Source organism: Streptomyces roseifaciens (assembly GCF_001445655.1).
Lineage (GTDB): Bacteria > Actinomycetota > Actinomycetes > Streptomycetales > Streptomycetaceae > Streptomyces > Streptomyces aureoversilis.
Window position 1 is genome coordinate 381,052 of record NZ_LNBE01000003.1, and the last position, 17,188, is coordinate 398,239.

Genomic DNA, 17,188 nt, shown 5'->3' on the forward strand with positions numbered 1-17,188 from the left:
GCCGCCGGGACGGGCAGCCGTCGGCGGTGCCGGACCTGCCCCGGCCTTCGGAGCCCGTACAGCGCGCACCGGGGGCCCGAAGGCCCCGTCCGATTTCCGCCAGTCGCACGCGCCCCCGTGCCGCAGACTGGACGCATGGACGACGAGGCCCGCTACCAGGCGGTACACAGCAGGGACGCCCGCTTCGACGGCGAGTTCTTCCTCGCCGTGAAGACCACGGGCATCTACTGCCGTCCCAGCTGCCCCGCCGTGACCCCCAAGCGCCGGAACGCCTGCTTCTACCCCTCGGCCGCCGCCGCGCAGGGCGCCGGATTCCGCGCCTGCCGCCGCTGCCGCCCCGACACCGCCCCCGGCTCCGCCGAGTGGAACGTCCGCGCCGACCTCGTCGGCCGCGCCATGCGACTGATCGGCGACGGCGTCGTCGACCGCGACGGCGTCGCGGGCCTCGCCTCCAGCCTGGGCTACAGCGCCCGGCAGGTGCACCGCCAGCTCACCCAGGAGCTCGGCGCCGGCCCCATCGCCCTCGCCCGCGCCCAGCGCGCCCACACCGCACGCGTCCTGCTGCAGACCACCGACATGCCGGTCACCGGCATCGCCTTCGCCGCGGGTTTCGCGAGCGTGCGCCAGTTCAACGACACCATCCGCGAGATCTACGCCGCCACCCCCAGCGGCCTGCGCGGATGCAGGAGCCGCCGGCCCGCCGGCGCAGGCATCCCGCTGCGGCTGGCCCACCGCGGCCCGTACGCCGCCCCCGAGATCTTCGGCTTCCTGCAGCGGCGCGCCGTCCCCGGCGTCGAGGAGGTCCTCGGCACCGAGGGCGCCCGCCTCTACCGCCGCACCCTGCGGCTGCCGTACGGCACCGGCGTCGCCGAGGTCCACGAACCCCGCCCCGGGGACGGCCGGCACGGAGCCTGGCTCGACTGCCGGCTCCACCTCACCGACCCCCGCGACCTGGCCACCGCCGTCCAGCGCGTACGCCGCCTGTTCGACCTCGACGCCGACCCCTACGCCGTTGCCGAGCGGCTCGGCGCCGACCCCCTGCTGCGCCCGCTCGTCGAGGCCCGGCCCGGCCTGCGCTCGCCCGGTGCGGCCGACGGCGACGAACTGGCCGTGCGTGCCGTGCTCGGGCAGCAGGTGACCGTGGCCGCCGCGGCACGCCTCGGCGAGCACCTCGTCGCCGCCTACGGCAAGCCGCTGCCAGCCCCCGACGGAGGCCTCACGCACCTCTTCCCCGAGCCCGCCACCCTCGCCGACGCCGCACTCGACGAGCTCGGCATGCCCGACGCCCGCAAGCGCGCCCTGCGCGCGACGGCCACGGCCCTCGCCGATGGCACCGTCCGCCTCGACCCCGGCGCGGACCGCGAGGAAGCGGCCCGGGCCCTCCTCGGCCTCCCCGGCATCGGCCCCTGGACCGCCGGCTACATCCGGATGCGGGCCCTCGGCGACCCCGACGTCCTCCTCGGCGACGACGCCGGCGTCCGCCACGGCCTCGCCGCGCTCGGCGCGGACCCCACCGCCGCCGACGCGTGGCGCCCCTGGCGCAGCTACGCCCTCCACCACCTCTGGCACCTCGCGGCCACGGCCGCCCCGACCCGCAAGGACTCCTGACCATGACCACCCTCTACAGCGAGATCACCAGCCCCCTCGGCCCGCTCCTCGTCACCGGCCGGCCCTCCGCCGGCGCCCCCGGCGGGACGGCCATCGCCTCCCTGTCCGTGCCCGGCCAGAAGAACGCGCCCGCCGTGGCACCGGACTGGCAGCGCGACACCGCCGCCTTCGCCGAGGCCGAGCGGCAGCTCACCGCCTACTTCGCGGGCGACTCCCGGGACTTCCGCCTCGAATTCGCCGCGGAGGGCACGGAGTTCCGCCGCCGCGTCTGGGACGCCCTGGACGCCATCCCCTACGGCGCCACCACCACCTACGGCGAGCTCGCCGCCCGCATCGGCGCCTCCCGCGCCGCGGTCCGCGCGGTCGGCGGGGCCGTCGGCGCCAACCCGCTGCTCGTGCTGCGCCCCTGCCACCGGGTGATCGGCGCGGACGGCTCGCTCACCGGCTACGCGGGCGGCCTGGACCGCAAGCGCGCCCTGCTCGCCCTCGAAGGCACCGGAGGCGCGGCCGGCCGGTGAGCCGGTGACTCGGTGGGCCGGAGCCCGGCCCGGGTCGCGCCCGGGGCCCCCGGCCCCGCCTCGGTCCCGGCTCATCCGGCGGTGACCGCGCCGATCCACATCCCCACCACGAGCAGGCACGCGAACAGCTCCACGAGGACGCTCGTGCCCAGCGCCCGCATCACGTTCCGGGTGGACGCCCACGCCGCGCCGTGCCCGCCCAGGCGCCTCCGCTCCACGCCGTAGAGCCCGGCGACGAACCCCGGGACCGCGCCCAGCACCGGGATCACGAAGAAGCCGGCGATGCCGGAGACCCCCGCCACGAGGAAGGCGCGGCGCGTGATGCCCGCGCCCCGGAGGCGGCGGGGCGGCAGCAGCCAGCCGACGGCCCGCTCCAGCAGCAGCACGCCCGTCGCCCCCGCCAGCACGGCCCAGGCGAGGGCGGTCCGGTCGGTCATCGACCACCACAGCACGCCGGCCCACACGATCGGCGGCCCCGGCACTCCGGGGGTGACGACGCCGAGCAGGCCGAGCAACATCACGAGGCCGACCAGGACCAGCTGCCACGTCCCCATGCACCAAGGTTGCCGGAAGCCGGGCGGCGGCGCTCCCGGACGATTGCGGCCACCGTGGCCGAGACCCGACCCCCGCCTCCCACCTGCGGGGATGCCCATGGAGTCCGTGTCAGCGGCGTGCGGTCCAGCCGTGCGCGGCCGCGTGCCAGCCCAGCTGCAGCCGGGTGGTCACCCCGGCCAGCTCCATCAGCCGCTTCACCCGGCGCTGCACCGTGCGCAGCCCGAGTCCGAGCTGCTTGGCGACGCTCGCGTCGGTCAGGCCGTCCATCAGCAGGGAGAGGACGGCCAGGTCGAGCGCGTCGGGCCCGGCCGGGGGGCCGTCGGCCGCGCGCCGGGCCGCGTCCGCACAGACCCGGAGGGGGAGGGCCTCGTTCCAGATGTCCTCGAACAGGTTCACCAGCGACGCGAGGAGCGGGCCGGGGTGGACGACGAGGGCCGCCGGCTCGGACAGCTCGGGCAGCGCGGCGAGCCCGGCCGTGCGGGGGGTGAGCGGAAGCAGGGCAACTGCGCGGTCGGCGATCACCAGTTCGGCGGGAATGCGCTCCGCGACGCGCATCAGGGCCGGATCCCCGGAATCCGGCAGCGCGGCGAGGCCGGCGCGTTCGACGACGGTGCGGTGGGGTATGCCGGACGCTGTGTCCGATGAAACGGCTGAGCCGTCCGAGCCGCCCGATCCGTCCGTGCCGTCCGGTGCGGCCCGGTCGGCCGTCCGCCAGTGTCGTCCCGCCAGCAGCGCGCATATCTCCACGGAGGCGCCGCGGCGTATGCGCAGCAGCCGTTCGTCAACACAGCGTGCGCCCGTCACCAGTTCCACACCACTGTGTCCTGCGGGCTGTTGCCGTTCCTTTTCCGTCCCCCCGCAACGGCCCATCTCCCGGACTGCGGCAGGCTCTTCCAGTCCAATGGCACCGAGCACACGACATCCCTCCCCGCGACCGCTTTTCGACTCGGTCATCATCCCCGGGTGAGGTCTGCCGTGCACTCTTCCCGTATGCCCAAGAGTATGGACAATAAGGGCATGAGCCAGCAGGGGGACCCGCACACCGGTCAAGAGGACGCCTGGTGGGGCGAGTTGTACGACAAGAATGCACCGGATATCGGCTCCGCCGCCGGGGACGACAGCAGCCTGGACGAGCGATTCACCTCCGCCTCGGCGGTGGTGAGGGCGGAGTCCGGCGGCGAACGGCCGAAAAGGACGCAGAGGACGGTGAGGGCGCCGAGAGCCGAGCCCCCCGATCCGCCGCGGCCCCCGGATCCCGTCGCCGTTCCCCCGAGCGGGCTTCCATCGCTGCCGAAGGGATATGGGGCGCCCCGTTCGCGCGGGGTGCCGGGGCGTGCCGAATTCACGCCCCCGCCGCCCGGAGCGGAACCTCCGCCCGAACTGCCCCCGCCTTCGCGCGCGGAGCGGCTCGCGGACGGTCCCGTGCCCGGCCGGGCGGCCAGGGTCCCGCTGCCGAGGATTCCGAAACCGCCGGATCTCCATTCGGCGGGACTCCTTCCGGAACTCCTGGAGAAACCGCAGAAGTGGCGCAAGAGCGACCCCCGCAGGCAGGCGGAGGTACCGCGGCAGCCAGGAGGGCAGCCGGGGCGGCCGGTGCGGCCCTCCGGCCCGGAGCGGCAGGACCCCCGGAGCCGCGCCGACGGCCCGCCGGAGGCGCGGCCGGATCTGCCGCCGGGATCCCCGGGGTCACCGGGCCCCGCCCGCCCGGCCGGGCGTGAGCCGGACGGCACGGCGGCCCCGGCCCCGGACCGCTCGCGGCGCCCCGCCCGCCCCGTCGCCGGGGAACGCCCCGGCCGCCCGGCCCGTTCGGACCGCTGCGAAGGCGCGGACCTCTTCTTCGGCGGCGACCGCCGTACCCGCTCCGAACGCGGACCCGACCGCCCCGACCGCCCGGACCGCCCGGCACAGACGGGCCGTTCCGACGCCCCGGCCGCCCCCGTGGCGGAGCAGGCGGACCGCGCCGGGAGCGCGAAGCGATCCGCACAGGAGAGCTGTACGGGACGCGCGGACCGTGCCGACTGTCCGGACGGTTCCGAGCCGGTGGACCGCCTTGACGGCGGGGACGCCCCGAGCCGCCGCCCGGACCGTACGACGCGGGTGAGCCGTACGGAATCTGCGGACGGTTCCGGATATCCGAAGGCCCCGGAGCCGGTGGGCCGCTCCGCACAGGTGAATCCTGCGGACCGCCCGAGCCGTTCCGACGCCCCGGCCGCCCCGGAGGCGGAGCAGGCGGACCGCGCCGGGAGCGCGAAGCGATCCGCGCAGGCGAGCCGTACGGGACGCGCGGACCGTGCCGACTGTCCGGACGCTCCCGAGCCGGTGGACCGCCCCGGCGCCGGGGATGCTCTCGTTCGTTCCCGCCGTTCCGCGCAGCCGGGCCGGTCCGAACGCGCAGGTGGCCCCGACTGTCCGGACGGCGCGGAGCCGGTGGACCGCCCGGACGGCGGGGACGTCTCCGGTCGCGGGGACCGCACCGGCCGGCCGGAGCCCTCCCGCCGTGCGGACGCCGCAGACCTGCCCGAGGGCCCCGAAGGCCCGGATGACCTCGCCCAGCCGCAGGCGCCCGCCCGGCGGGAGCTTCAGGAGGGGTACGAGCGGCCGGCCGAACCGCGGCCGCCGGAGCGGCTCAAACGTTCGGGACGGCTCGAGAGGCCGACCAGGCCGGTGCGGGCCGAACGCCCCCTGCGGCCGCCGCGGCGCCCCCTGCCCGAACCGCCCGCCCCGCAGCCCCGGCACCTCCTGGAGCCGCCGGAGCTCCCCGAGCCGTACGAGCGCCCGGAGTTCTCCGGTATCCCCGCCCAGCAGCGCCCGGAGCTCCCGGAGCCACGGGAGGAGCCCCTGCCCCCGGCCGTGCCGGCCCGGAGGACGCCCGGGGCGAGCCCCGCCCGCATCACGGCGCGGGACGCCCGGCCGGCCGTCCCCGAGCCCGGCGGCGAACCCGCCGGGCCGGTGGAGCCCGCAACCGGGGCGGCGTCCCTGGAGCCGGCCTCCCGCCCGCCCGTCGTCTCCCGCGAGTCCACGCCGCCCCGGCGCCACCCCCTGGCCGCGCCTCCGCAGCCGCCCGGCCGGGCGGGCCGCGCGGCGGAGTACGTCGGCGAGCGTCCGCCCACGTACGACGCGGAGCCGACGGCCTGGCCCGCCGCCGACCCGCAGGACCTGGACGGCCTCGTGCCGGACACGGTCCTGGACGGCGCGCAGTACGGCGCCGTCACGCTGCGGGCCCTGTCCCTGCGCGGCGATTCCGCGCGCTACCGCGGCGAGCCCCGGCGGGACGCGCTGCTGACCGCCCGCTTCGGCGAGGGGGAGAGCGCGCTGCTGCTCGTCGCGATGGCCAGCGGCCCGCGCGGCTCGAACGTGGCGCCGCGCGCGGCGCGGGACGCCTGCGCGTGGCTGGCCGGCGCCGTCGGCCGCAGCCACGCCCGGCTGGCCGACGACATCCGCGGCGGCCGGCGCGGCGAGCTGAAGTCGGGCCTGCACCGGCTCACCGACCGCTCCTACGGGCGGCTGCGCGCCCAAGCCGCCGAACTGGGCCTGCGGCCGGACGAGTACACGGCCACCGTCCGCTGCCTGCTGCTGACCGCGGACCCGCAGTGCCGTACGCGCGTGTTCTTCGGCGTCGGTGCGGGCGGCCTGTTCCGCCTCCGGGACGGGGTCTGGCAGGACCTGGAGCCGGACCCGCCGGCGGAGCGCACGGGCGAGCCCGTCATCGGCTACGGATCGGCGCCCGCCGACCTGATGACGATGGATCTCGGCATTCCGACGCCGGGCCTCACGCCGCCCGTCGAACCCGTCGAGGTGGAGCCGCCGGGCGAGCCCTTCCGCTTCCGGGCGTCCGTGGCCCGGCCCGGGGACGCCCTGCTGCTGTGCACGGCGGGCCTCGCCGATCCCATGCGCGGCGAACAGGAGCTGGGCGGGCGGCTGGCCGAGCGCTGGGCGGGCGAGCACCCGCCGGGGCTCGCGGCGTTCCTCGCGGACACCCAGCTGCGGGTCAAGGGATACGCCGACGACCGTACGGCGTGTGCCCTCTGGGAGGCGTAACCGGGCCGGTTCCGGGGCGGGGGGGGGGGGGGGGGGCCCCCCCCCCCGCCCGGCCGTCTCCGGGCCCGGTGCGGCGCAGCGGTCGCGGCAAGGTACGGACCGGCGCGCCGGGAATTCCTTCCAGCCCCGCACAAATTCCCGGACCGGCGCACGCCAACGGCATATTCGCGCACCGCGCAAGAGGCTCCGGGATTTTGGTCATATCACCATGTTGATGGCTCAACAGGCGTTGTCCAGCGTGGTCCGGGGCATGCATTGCGGTGAGTGAGCGCGAGCGTGTTCGAGGCCGGGGCGCCGGGGAGGGGTCGGGGCGGGGAGGATGAAACGGCAGGCAGCAGGCCGGGCGGGCGCGGAGGGCTACGCGGGGGAGCGGGAGGACCGTACGGACCACAGGAGCGGTTTCGGGGACGGCGCGGCGCATTCCGGGCCGCTATTCGAAAGGAGGCTCCGCCGCCGGGATCTCACCGGCGTCCGGGAAGTCCGGGCCGAGTTGCGGCGCTTTCTGGCCCGCTGGGGCGCGCCGGGCCGTGCGGAGACCGCCGAGCTGCTCACGAGCGAGCTCGTCACCAATGCGCTGGTGCACACCGACGGCGGCGCCGTGGTCAAGGCCGTGTTCACGGGCGCGGCGTTCACGGGCGGGGCGGGCCGCGCGAAGGGGCGGCTGCGCGTGGAGGTGCGGGACTTCATGGCGGGCCATCCCGCGCTGGGCGGCCCGGGCACGGACATCGGCCCGGTCAGGGACGCCGTTCCGGAGATGAACGACATCGAGAAGGCGGCGACGTCGGGGCGGGGGCTGCTGCTCGTCCACGCCCTGTCGGACGGCTGGGGCGTGTGCGCCCACGGCGTCGGGAAGTCGGTCTGGTTCGAGCTGGCCGCCCAGGAGCCCTGAACCGCCGCTGCGCGACGACCCAGGGCTCAGGGCTCAGCCGAACTGCCGCTCGATCTGGGCCAGCTTGGCCTCGAGCGAGTCCAGGCGGGGGATCGCCTGGGTGTCGTCCTCCGCGGTGAGGTCGATCGGATCAGGGCGGCCGACCGCCTGCAGGGGACGTGCGCGGACGGGAAGCTGTCCCTGGTCGACTATGGAAGGGTCCGACCCGATCTGCGCCGGCTGTGGGGCCGCGGGCACGGCGGGCCCGCCGACCTCGACCTGCCGGCCGCCCCGGACCCGGCCCCACACCCGGTTCTGCCGGTTGTACGCCTTGAGCCGGGCGCGCTCCAGCTTGCCGGCCTCCCTCCTGCGGGCCCTGGCCTGCTCCCGCTGCCGTTTGTCCTCGCGGACCTCCTCCACGGCCTCGTCCAGCGAACGGACGCCCTCCAGGAGCATCAGGGACCAGGCGCCGAAGGTCTCGCGAGGAGCCCGCAGCCAGCGGACCATCCGGATCTGCGGCAACGGCCTGGGTACCAGGCCCTGTTCGCGCAGCGCGGCCCGGCGGGTCTGCTTGAGCGCGCGGTCGAAGAGGACGGCCGCGGACAGCGACATGCCGGCGAAGAACTGCGGTGCCCCGGCGTGGTCCAGGCCCCGGGGCGCGTGCACCCAGTTGAACCAGGCGGCCGCGCTGGCGAAGGTCCACACGAGCATGCGCGAGCCGAGCGCGGCGTCACCGTGGCTCGCCTCGCGCACCGCCAGCACCGAGCAGAACATGGCGGCCCCGTCGAGGCCGAAGGGCACCAGGTACTCCCAGCCGCCCGTCAGCCCCAGGTTCTGCCGCCCGAACCCCACGAGGCCGTGGAAGGAGAGGGCGGCGGCCACCGCGGCGCAGCAGAACAGGAGGACGTACGAGGCGCTTCCGTAGATGGCCTCCTTGCGCCGTCTGCGCTCCTCGTTGCGCTCCCAGGAGTCCGCGCCGCCTCCTGCGTCGTCCGCGCCGTGCCGGCCGCGTGCGAGCACCGTCACCGCCACCACGGCCCCGGCGAGCGCCACGACACTGGGGAGCATCCAATTCAGCGGTATATCGGTCACTCTCATCTTGCGTCCCTTGCATAGCTGTACAGCCTTTCGCGCGCCATCCTCGCGGAATCGGCCCGTTCGCCAAGGGGTTTCGCGCCAACTGCCTGCCAATGGAGGGCAACGGCATACGGATAGGTGCGAAGAAATTCGAACGTCATTAAGGGAAGAGGGAATTGCGTTCCCTTCACCTCACCCGATCGAGTGGTGTGAGGCCGGTCAGCTTACGGACAGCCGCTGTACCCGGTCCGTGTCGCACGTACGGGGGCAGGTCGTACAGGCGTCCTCGGGGCGCACGGTGTAGAAGAGGCAGCAACTGACGCGATCACGGGTCGGGATCGGCTCTCCCAGGCGGCCGGTAAGCATCCGGAAGGCCGCGCCGCCGGCGTACGGCGGCGTCACCCCCGGCAGCAGCAGGGCCAGTTCGCGGCGCGCCCGTTCCTCCTCGCCGAGCAGCTGTCCCACATACCACAGCGATTCGGCCAGTTCGTCCGTCACCATGCCCCACAGGGCGCGCGGACCGCGCCGCATACGCGGCTGGAAGCCGACCAGCACGGGTGTGAAATGCGCGGCAATGGAAGCGCGCACTTCCGCGCGCAGTGCCTCTTCACCGGGGACCGTCCGGGCGCCCGGCAGGCCGGCGGCCGGGTCGCCGGGCAAACACGCGAACTCCGCCGCCCGGGCCGTCATCCGGCCCAGCGCGCGGTGGAAGGAGACGTCCCCGGCGGACAGCCGCGGCACCCTGCGGTGCAGGAACCAGGGGACGGTGACGAGCAGGCAGGCCGGCCACGCGTAGCGGTGCAGGCCGACGCTCGCGACGACGTCGGGGCGGGCCTGCGCCCCGTGGTCGCGCCGGATCTGCTCGTCGTCCCACGCGAGGAAGGCGTCCAGCTCGCCGGCGCCCTCCGCGAGCCCCGCGGCGCTCACCCAGCCCTCGCCGGTGCACGGGGGCCCGGCGGTCACGGAAAGGGCGGGGAAGACCTCGGCGAGGCGGGCGTAGGAGTCCGAGAGCGAGGGCGGGGCAGTCGGGGCGGACGTCATGCGGGGACCACCGAATCGCGATCGTTCTACGGGTAAGGCTTACCTTACCCCGGTTGATCGGGGTTTGAACTGCCGGAGGGGCCGCCTATGGTTCAGAAAGGACATCAGGAGGACCCCAATGGAGCAGGGAAGATCCCGCACCGCCCCGCCGGCCGCGGGGCCGTTCGCCGGCGTGCCGGCGCAGGCCGCGCGCGGCGAGGCCGTTCCCGCCGCCGCTCCTGCCGGCGGCCGTGCCGGTGTCCGCGGCGAGGGGGCCCGCGGCGAGCACGTCCACGCCGAGCAGGAGTACCCGGCGTACGGGGGCCGCTGCGCCGCTCCCTCGCCCGCTCCCGCGCCCAGGCTTCCCCAGCGCCACTCCGTGCGCGGGCAGGTGCTGGACGCCCTGCGCAAGGCCCTCGTCAGCGGCGAGCTGACACCGGGCGAGGTCTACTCCGGCCCGGCGCTCGGCGAGCGCTTCGGCGTGTCGGCGACGCCCGTGCGGGAGGCGATGCAGCAGCTGGCGCTGGAGGGCGCCGTCGAGGTCGTCCCCAACCGAGGCTTCCGCGTCACCTCGCGCACCGCCCGCGACCTCGCCGAGCTCGCCGAGGTGCGCGCCCTGCTGGAGGTCCCGGTGCTGCTGCGGCTGGCCCGTACGGTCCCGGCCGCCCGCTGGGACGGGCTGCGGCCGCTCGCCGAGGCCGCGTGCGTGGCCGCGGCCACCGGCGACCGCGCGCTCTACGCCGAGGCCGACCGCGCCTTCCACCGCGCGCTCCTGGGCCTCGCGGGCAACCACCAGCTGGTCGCCGTCGCCGACGAGCTCCACCGCCGCGCGCAGTGGCCCACGGCCCACGGCCGGCAGCTCCGTGCGGCCGACCTTGTTGCCGACGCGGCCGAACACCACGCCCTGCTGGCGGCGCTGGCCGCGCACGACGTGGAGCGGACCGAGGCGCTGGCGAGGGGCCACTTCGCGGGAGCGGAGCGAACGGTGCCGGGGACGGCCTAAGGCGCGCACGACGGCTCACGGATCAGCGCCGGGACCCGCGGATCGGCGCCGAGCCCCCGGAGTCGGGGCGGGGCCCTGCGGGTCGCTGCGGGGCCCGGCCGATCAGTGGGGCTCTGCGATCAGTCCGGGCTCGTCGCCGCGGGGGCCAGCTGTTCGGCCAGCCAGCCCGGGATGCCGCCGAGCAGCCGGACCAGCCGGGCCGCCTCCTCCCGCAGCCGGGCGGCCTCGCCCGGGTCGTCCAGGACGGCGGCGAGCGAGGCCAGCGCCGGGGCGATGCCCACGAGATAGCCCAGCTCTTCCCGGATGCGAAGCGACTCCGCGAAGCCGTAGCGCGCCTCGGCGAGCCTGCCCTCGTGCTCGGCCATGGCCGCCACGTGCCGCCAGGTGAAGGACAGCAGCAGGCGCTGGCCCTGCGCCGTCGCCCCCGCGTGGGCGCGCTCGAAGGCGGCCGTCGCGTCGGACGGGTTGTCCGACAGGTGCTGGGCGATCAGGCCGCGGCGGAAGTGCAGCAGGGGGCGGTTCGGCGACCCCGGCGCGAGCAGGGCCGCGGCCCTGCCCAGGGCCGAGCGGGCCTCGTCGGCCCGGTCGCGGACGCCCAGGAGGGTGGACGCGTAGGCCAGGTGGCCGCGCTCGCAGGCCGCCGCCCCGCGCTCCTCGTCGTCCGTGGCCAGGGCCTCCGCCGCGCGCAGCGCGTCCTCGGCGGCTCCCCAGCCCTCCTTGGTGAACATGCACCGCTCGGTCAGCACCGCCGTCCGCTGCAGGGCCGGCCCGGGCTCGGCGGCCGCGCGCGGTGCGAGCAGGGCCGCGGCGTCGTCCCAGCAGGCGCGTGAGCGCAACCGCCACACGGCCCGCTCCAGTGGATCGTCCCCCCGCGGATCCCCGCCCTGCGGTCCCCGCGGCTCCGGCAACCCCGCATTACGCATGGCGGTGTCCGCCACAGTGCCCTCCCCAAGCGCGCCGTCGAGCTGGAAGCCGTGACCGCATCTCAGCACGAAGACGAGGGCCCGGCCAAGGGTCAGGTGTGAACCAATTCACAAATGCTCTCCCAGCGGTACGTGCACATTACCAAGAGTGAGCGGCTCATGAGCGCGGCGTCGCTCATATGCGCTACCGGGAAATTCGCTGGATCACCCCGCCGGGCGGCTGCCAGGATGGCGGCGCGCGCCTTCGAACGCGCCGCGAAGCCCCCCACACACCTCGGGAGACACGCCCATGCGCCAGAGCCTCGGTAACCCCCAGCGCCCTGACCGGACGACTCCTTCCGAGGACTTCCTTGCGTACGCACACCCTGCTCTCCGGGCTCTGCCTGCCCGTACGGCCCGTTCTGAACGTCGGCATCCTCGCGCACGTCGACGCGGGTAAGACGAGCCTGACCGAGCGCCTGCTCTTCGACACCGGCGCCATCGACCGGCTCGGCAGCGTCGACGCCGGCAGCACCCGCACCGACAGCGGCGAGCTCGAACGCCGCCGCGGCATCACCATCCGCACCGCCGTCGCGCCCTTCCGCGTCGGGGGCCTGCGCGTCAACCTCGTCGACACCCCCGGCCACAGCGACTTCGTCGCCGAGGTCGAGCGCGCCCTCGGCGTCCTCGACGCCGCGGTCCTCGTCCTGTCCGCCGTCGAGGGGGTGCAGGCGCAGACGCGCGTGCTGATGAAGACGCTGCGGCGGCTGCGCCTGCCCACCCTCGTGTTCGTCAACAAGACCGACCGCGCGGGCGCCCGGGAGGCGGAGACGCTCGCCGCCGTCCGCCGCAGGCTGACCCCGTACGTGATTCCCATGGGCACCGTCCGCGGCATCGGGACCCCCGGCGCCCGCACCGTCCCCGGTTCGTACGGGGACGCCGCCTTCCGCGAGGCCGTGGCCGAGGTGCTGGCCGAGAACGACGACGCGCTGCTCGCCAAGCTGGTCGACGACCGGCAGGTGACGCCCCCCGAACTGCGGGAAGCCCTCGCGCGGCAGACCGCGCGCGGCCTCGTCCACCCCCTCTACTTCGGCTCGGCCGTCTCCGGCGAGGGCGTGGCGGACCTGATCGACGGCATGGTGCGCCACCTCCCGCCCGCGCGCGGCGGCTCCGGCGCCGAGGCCACCGGCACGGTCTTCGCCGTCGACCGCGGGCCCTCCGGCGAGAAGACCGCCCACCTGCGCCTCTTCTCCGGCGCGGTCTCCGAGCGCGACCGCATCACGCTCCACCGGCCGGAGGCCGGCGGCGGCCGCACCGAGCACACCGCCCGCGTCACCTCCCTCGTGGTGGTCGAGGCCGGGGAGCCCGGCACCGCACGGCGCCGCGCCACGGCCGGCGACATCGCCCGGATCAGGGGCCTGGCGGAGGTCAGGGTGGGCGACCGCCTCGGCCCCGCGCGCGAGGGCGCGCAGACGCCGCACTTCGCCCCGCCCGGCCTGGAGGCGGTGGTCAGGCCCGTGCGCCCCGAGGACGCGGCCCGGCTGCACGCCGCCCTCACGGCCCTCGCCGACCAGGACCCGCTGATCGGCACCCGCGCCCTGCCGGCGGGCGGCGGCACCTCCGTGCTGCTCCACGGCGAGGTGCAGAAGGAGATCGTCGCGGCGACGCTCGCCGAGGAGTTCGGCGTCGACGCGGTCTTCGAACCGAGCAGCACCGTCCACCGCGAGCGGGTCACCGGCACGGGCGAGGCGTACGAGGAGATCGGCCGGCACGGCGGTCACGCCTTCTGGGCGACGGTCGGCCTGCGCGTCGAGGCGGGCGAGCCGGACTCCGGCACCGTCTTCCGCCGCGAGACCGAACTCGGCGCCCTGCCCCTCGCCTTCGACCGCGCGATCGAGGAGACCGTCCACCGCACCCTCGCCCAGGGCCTGTACGGCTGGCCGGTGACCGCCTGCGTGGTCACGCTGACGCGCTCGGGCTTCGCGGCGCCGGTGAGCACCGCCGCCGACTTCCGCCGGCTGACCCCGCTGGTCCTGATGGCCGCCCTCGCCGAGGCGGGCACGCGGGTGTACGAGCCCTGCCACTCCTACGAACTGGAGGCCCCCGCCGACACCCTGAGCGCCGTCACGGGCCTGCTGGCCGGGCTCGGGGCCGACCTCCACGACACGGCGGCCGGCCCGGAGGTGTGCGTCCTCAAGGGCACGATCCCGGCCCGCAGCGCCCCCGCCGCCGAACGCCGTCTGCCCGCCCTGACCCGCGGCGAGGGCGTCTGGTGGACCCTCCCGGCCGCCGACCGTCCGTACGACGGCCGCCCGCCGGTGCGTCCGCGCACGGACGGCAACCCGCTCAACAGGGCCGCGTACCTGCGGCATCTGACGGCGGCGCGGAACGGAGCGCCGTCGGAGGCGGCGGACCCGGCGTAGACGGCGCGCGGCGCCGCGGGGAAGGCCTCCCCGCGGCGCCGCGCCGGTGCTCCGCCGTCCTGCGGCTCAGCCGTTGTTCACCAGCGGGGACCACTGCCCCGGGCCGTCGGTGCTCAGCCCGTCGTACAGGGACGTCTCGCCGTCGGACCAGCGGACGACCAGGTCGTCGGGGCGGCCCGAGCCGGTGAGGTCGCCCGCGGTCATGGCCGCGCCCGCCCACGAGGGGTTGGGGGCCTGGAGGCGGGTGCCCTTGCCGAGGGCGGTGCCCGTCGTGGCGTACGAGCCGAGGGAGCCGTCCGACCAGCGCACGAGGAGGCTGCTGCGGTCCTGGCCCGCCGGGCGGGGGCTGCTGAGCGCGGTGGCGTAGTTCCAGTACGAGCCGGCGTCCATCAGGCGCCGCTCCGTGCCCGGCCCGGTGGGGCTCGCGCCGGAGTACACGCTGAGGCTGCCGTCGACCCAGCGGACGGCCAGGTCCCTGGAGCGGTCCGTGGAGTCGTAGCGTCCGGCCGTGATCTGCGAGGCGTACTTCCAGTACGAGCCGCCGGCGCCGAGGGTGTGCTCCGGGCCGGAGCCGGCGGCCTGGAAGTCCTCGTAGTAGCTCAGCTTGCCGGTGTCCCAGCGGACCATGAGGTCGGGCTTGCCGCTGCCGCCGAAGTCGCCGGCCGTGACCGTCACGGCGCGCTTCCAGAAGCTGTCCGCCCGGGCGAGCTGCTGCTCGGTGCCGAAGCCGCCGCGGCCGTCGCCGGGGTAGAGGCTGACCTCGCCGTCGCTCCAGATCGTCAGCAGGTCGTCGCGCCCGTCGCCGGTGAAGTCGGCGGAGACCAGGTGCTTGCCGTGCGACCAGGTGGAGGCGGCGCCGGGCAGCCGGGCGCCGTCGGAGGGACGCTGGTAGGCCGTGCGCACGGGGGTCCGGTCGGCGACCGCATCCCGGTAGAGGTCCTGGACCTCGCGGCCGAACACCGGGGAGTAGCTGACCCAGTCGTCGCCGGTGAGGTTGCCGCCGCCGTTCCAGCCGCCGAGGTTGCCGATGACGTCTCCGGTGCGGGAGGCGGCGTCGTAGTGGGCGATCCACGGGCTGCCGGACGTGCCGCCGTAGAAGCCGCCGCACTTCATCTGCAGCTGGTGCTGGCCGGACAGGCGCGACGTCGGCACGGTGCAGCTCAGCGCCTGCTGGCCGGTGTTGTGCGAGCCGGGGTAGCCGACGACGGTGACGGTGCTGGTCCAGCGGGGTGTGGGGGTCAGCCGGAGAGCGCCGGCGGCGTTCTCCGCCTGCTCGCCGCGGGAGTTGGGGCCGAGGCGGGCGAAGCCGAAGTCCAGGTCGGAGTCGGCGCCGGTGCTGTTGCGGGCGTACCGCGGGTCGCTGAAGACCCGCTGTACCGGGAAGACGCCGTACGGCTGGCGGGCCGCGTCCTGGCCCTTGCGGTACTGCGGCACGAAGATCTGCTGCCCGCTCCCGGCGAGGCCGTGGGCGCAGTGCCCGGCGGTGAGGACCAGGTTGCGGCCCGGGCTCTGCACGACGCTCGCGGTGCAGTACGTGGGCCCGTCGGGGGTGCCGCCGAAGAACGTGCCGACCATGGGCAGGCCGTCGCCGTACGTGCCCTGGGGCGTGCCGGCCGGTGCGGCGGCCGCCGCGACCGACGTGCGCGGGGCGGCCAGGCGCGCACCGGAGGCCGGCTTCGCCTGCCGCGCGGGCAGCGGCTTGGCGGCGGCCATGCGCTCGGCCGTCCAGTACGTCTCGGCGGAGCGGGCGGCGGCGGCCGCGGACGGGGCGGGGGAAGGGGGCGCCGGGGACGGTGCGGCGGACGCCGTGGCGGTCGTTCCGCAGGTGGCCAGGCTCGCCACGCTCAGGGCGATGACGAGCGGCCAGGTCCGTCTGAAGGGAGACAAAAGGCCTCATTGTGCTGGTGGGACAAGGGCATGAAGGAACGCGAACAACTCAAAAATGCGACTCACGTTCTATCAGAGGCTGTCCTGTGCACCCCTTTCAGGCCACCGGATACCGGGCGACCGACCCCGGCCCCTGCGGCCGCTCGTGGTGGATGGGCGTGTGCGCGCCCGTCAGCGGCGCGCCCGTGCCCCCGTGCCGGAGCGCGACGATCTCCGCCGCGATGGACAGGGCCGTCTCCTCCGGGGTGCGCGCCCCCAGGTCGAGCCCGATCGGCGAGCGCAGCCGGGCCAGGGCGCGCTCGCCGACGCCCGCCTCGCGCAGCCGTCCCAGCCGGTCCTCGTGCGTGCGGCGCGAGCCCATCGCGCCGACGTAGGCGACCGGCAGCCGCAGGGCCCGCTCCAGCAGCGGCACGTCGAACTTGGGGTCGTGGGTCAGCACGCACAGGACCGTCCGGGCGTCGAGCGCCCCGGCCGCCTGCTGGGCGTCGAGGTAGCGGTGCGGCCAGCCGACGGCGACCTCGTCCGCCTCGGGGAAGCGCCCCGCCGTCGCGAACACGGGACGCGCGTCGCACACCGTGACGTGGTAGCCGAGGAACTTGCCGGCCCTGACGAGCGCCGCGGCGAAGTCCACCGCCCCGAAGACGATCATGCGCGGGGGCGGCAGGCACGACTCCACGAGGAGCGTCACCGGGTCCTCGCAGCGCATCCCGTCCGGACCGGCCGTGACCGTGCCCGTCCGTCCGGCGGCCAGCAGCGCGGCGGCCTCCGCGGCGGCCGCGCGGTCCAGCCCGCCGGACTCCGCGAGCGCCCCCGCGTACGTGCCGTCCGCCCGTACGAGCAGGGCCCGGCCCAGCAGCCCGTCCGGGCCCGCGACCACCCGGGCGAGCGCCACCGGCTCGCCCGCTGCGACCGCCGCCAGCGCCTCGGCCAGCACGGCGCGCCCGGGGGCGCCCGGAAGGACCGGGACAACCAGCACGTCCAGGACGCCGCCGCAGGTCAGGCCCGTCGCGAAGTCGTCCTCGCCCGGGTGGTCACCCGGCCGGCCGAACCGTTCCCGCACGCTCTCGCCGCTCTCCAGCGCGGCGCGGCACAGCTCGTACACCGCGCCCTCCACGCACCCGCCCGAGACCGAGCCGACCGCCCTGCCCTCGGCGTCGACGGCGAGGGCCGCGCCCGGTTGCCGGGGCGCGCTGCCCTCCACGGCGACCACCGTGGCGACGGCGAACGCGCGTCCTTCCCCGCACCAGCGGTGCAGCTCCTCGGCGATGTCCAGCATGACAAGCCCTTTC

Annotated in this window: 13 protein-coding genes; 6 read left to right on the forward strand and 7 right to left on the reverse strand. The window is 76.0% G+C overall.

Annotated features, from left to right (window positions below):
* Positions 1 to 135: 135 nt before the first annotated feature.
* Together AS857_RS07680 and AS857_RS07685 are read left to right on the forward strand one after the other, a co-directional pair.
* Entirely contained in the window at positions 136 to 1,608 is a 1,473-nt protein-coding gene (locus tag AS857_RS07680) for a DNA-3-methyladenine glycosylase 2 family protein (RefSeq protein WP_058042386.1), read from the forward strand.
* A 2-nt stretch (positions 1,609 to 1,610) separates the two neighbouring features.
* The gene (locus AS857_RS07685) at positions 1,611 to 2,126 is read left to right on the forward strand and encodes a methylated-DNA--[protein]-cysteine S-methyltransferase (protein ID WP_058042387.1); all 516 of its coding nucleotides are present in this window, start codon (positions 1,611 to 1,613) and stop codon (positions 2,124 to 2,126) included.
* 71 nt (positions 2,127 to 2,197) lie between these two features.
* On the opposite strand, the gene AS857_RS07690 is transcribed toward AS857_RS07685, so the two are convergent.
* The gene (locus AS857_RS07690; RefSeq protein ID WP_058042388.1) at positions 2,198 to 2,680 is read right to left on the reverse strand and encodes a DUF456 domain-containing protein; all 483 of its coding nucleotides are present in this window, start codon (positions 2,678 to 2,680) and stop codon (positions 2,198 to 2,200) included.
* A gap of 109 nt (positions 2,681 to 2,789) precedes the next feature.
* The gene (locus AS857_RS07695) at positions 2,790 to 3,494 is read right to left on the reverse strand and encodes a helix-turn-helix transcriptional regulator (RefSeq protein WP_058042389.1); all 705 of its coding nucleotides are present in this window, start codon (positions 3,492 to 3,494) and stop codon (positions 2,790 to 2,792) included.
* A 1,614-nt stretch (positions 3,495 to 5,108) separates the two neighbouring features.
* On the opposite strand from AS857_RS07695, the gene AS857_RS37350 reads away from it, so the two are divergent.
* Both AS857_RS37350 and AS857_RS07705 read left to right on the forward strand, forming a co-directional pair.
* Positions 5,109 to 6,719: a protein phosphatase 2C domain-containing protein gene (locus AS857_RS37350; protein ID WP_245699675.1), complete on the forward strand. Its 1,611-nt coding sequence runs from the start codon at positions 5,109 to 5,111 to the stop codon at positions 6,717 to 6,719.
* A 319-nt stretch (positions 6,720 to 7,038) separates the two neighbouring features.
* The gene (locus tag AS857_RS07705) at positions 7,039 to 7,608 is read left to right on the forward strand and encodes an ATP-binding protein (protein WP_079110164.1); all 570 of its coding nucleotides are present in this window, start codon (positions 7,039 to 7,041) and stop codon (positions 7,606 to 7,608) included.
* 33 nt (positions 7,609 to 7,641) lie between these two features.
* Here the strand turns inward: AS857_RS07705 and AS857_RS07710 are convergent, their stop codons facing one another.
* Positions 7,642 to 8,685 (reverse strand): DUF2637 domain-containing protein, encoded by a 1,044-nt coding sequence (locus AS857_RS07710; RefSeq protein ID WP_058042391.1) that lies wholly within the window; start codon positions 8,683 to 8,685, stop codon positions 7,642 to 7,644.
* 198 nt (positions 8,686 to 8,883) lie between these two features.
* Positions 8,884 to 9,705 carry a (2Fe-2S)-binding protein gene (locus tag AS857_RS07715; protein WP_058042392.1) on the reverse strand — a complete coding sequence of 274 codons (822 nt, stop codon included), beginning with the start codon at positions 9,703 to 9,705 and terminating at the stop codon, positions 8,884 to 8,886.
* A gap of 118 nt (positions 9,706 to 9,823) precedes the next feature.
* On the opposite strand from AS857_RS07715, the gene AS857_RS07720 reads away from it, so the two are divergent.
* Entirely contained in the window at positions 9,824 to 10,687 is an 864-nt protein-coding gene (locus AS857_RS07720) for a GntR family transcriptional regulator (protein WP_058042393.1), read from the forward strand.
* A gap of 119 nt (positions 10,688 to 10,806) precedes the next feature.
* Here the strand turns inward: AS857_RS07720 and AS857_RS07725 are convergent, their stop codons facing one another.
* On the reverse strand, positions 10,807 to 11,610 hold the full coding sequence (locus AS857_RS07725; RefSeq protein ID WP_058043980.1) for a hypothetical protein: 804 nt from the start codon (positions 11,608 to 11,610) through the stop codon (positions 10,807 to 10,809).
* A gap of 350 nt (positions 11,611 to 11,960) precedes the next feature.
* Between AS857_RS07725 and AS857_RS07730 the strand changes: the two genes are divergently transcribed.
* The gene (locus tag AS857_RS07730; protein WP_245699676.1) at positions 11,961 to 14,012 is read left to right on the forward strand and encodes an elongation factor G; all 2,052 of its coding nucleotides are present in this window, start codon (positions 11,961 to 11,963) and stop codon (positions 14,010 to 14,012) included.
* A 66-nt stretch (positions 14,013 to 14,078) separates the two neighbouring features.
* On the opposite strand, the gene AS857_RS41850 is transcribed toward AS857_RS07730, so the two are convergent.
* Positions 14,079 to 15,899, reverse strand: coding sequence for an FG-GAP-like repeat-containing protein (locus tag AS857_RS41850; protein WP_058042394.1), 1,821 nt, complete (start codon positions 15,897 to 15,899; stop codon positions 14,079 to 14,081).
* Positions 15,900 to 15,996: 97 nt separating this feature from the next.
* Positions 15,997 to 17,175, reverse strand: coding sequence for an XdhC family protein (locus AS857_RS07740; protein ID WP_058042395.1), 1,179 nt, complete (start codon positions 17,173 to 17,175; stop codon positions 15,997 to 15,999).
* Positions 17,176 to 17,188: the final 13 nt, after the last annotated feature.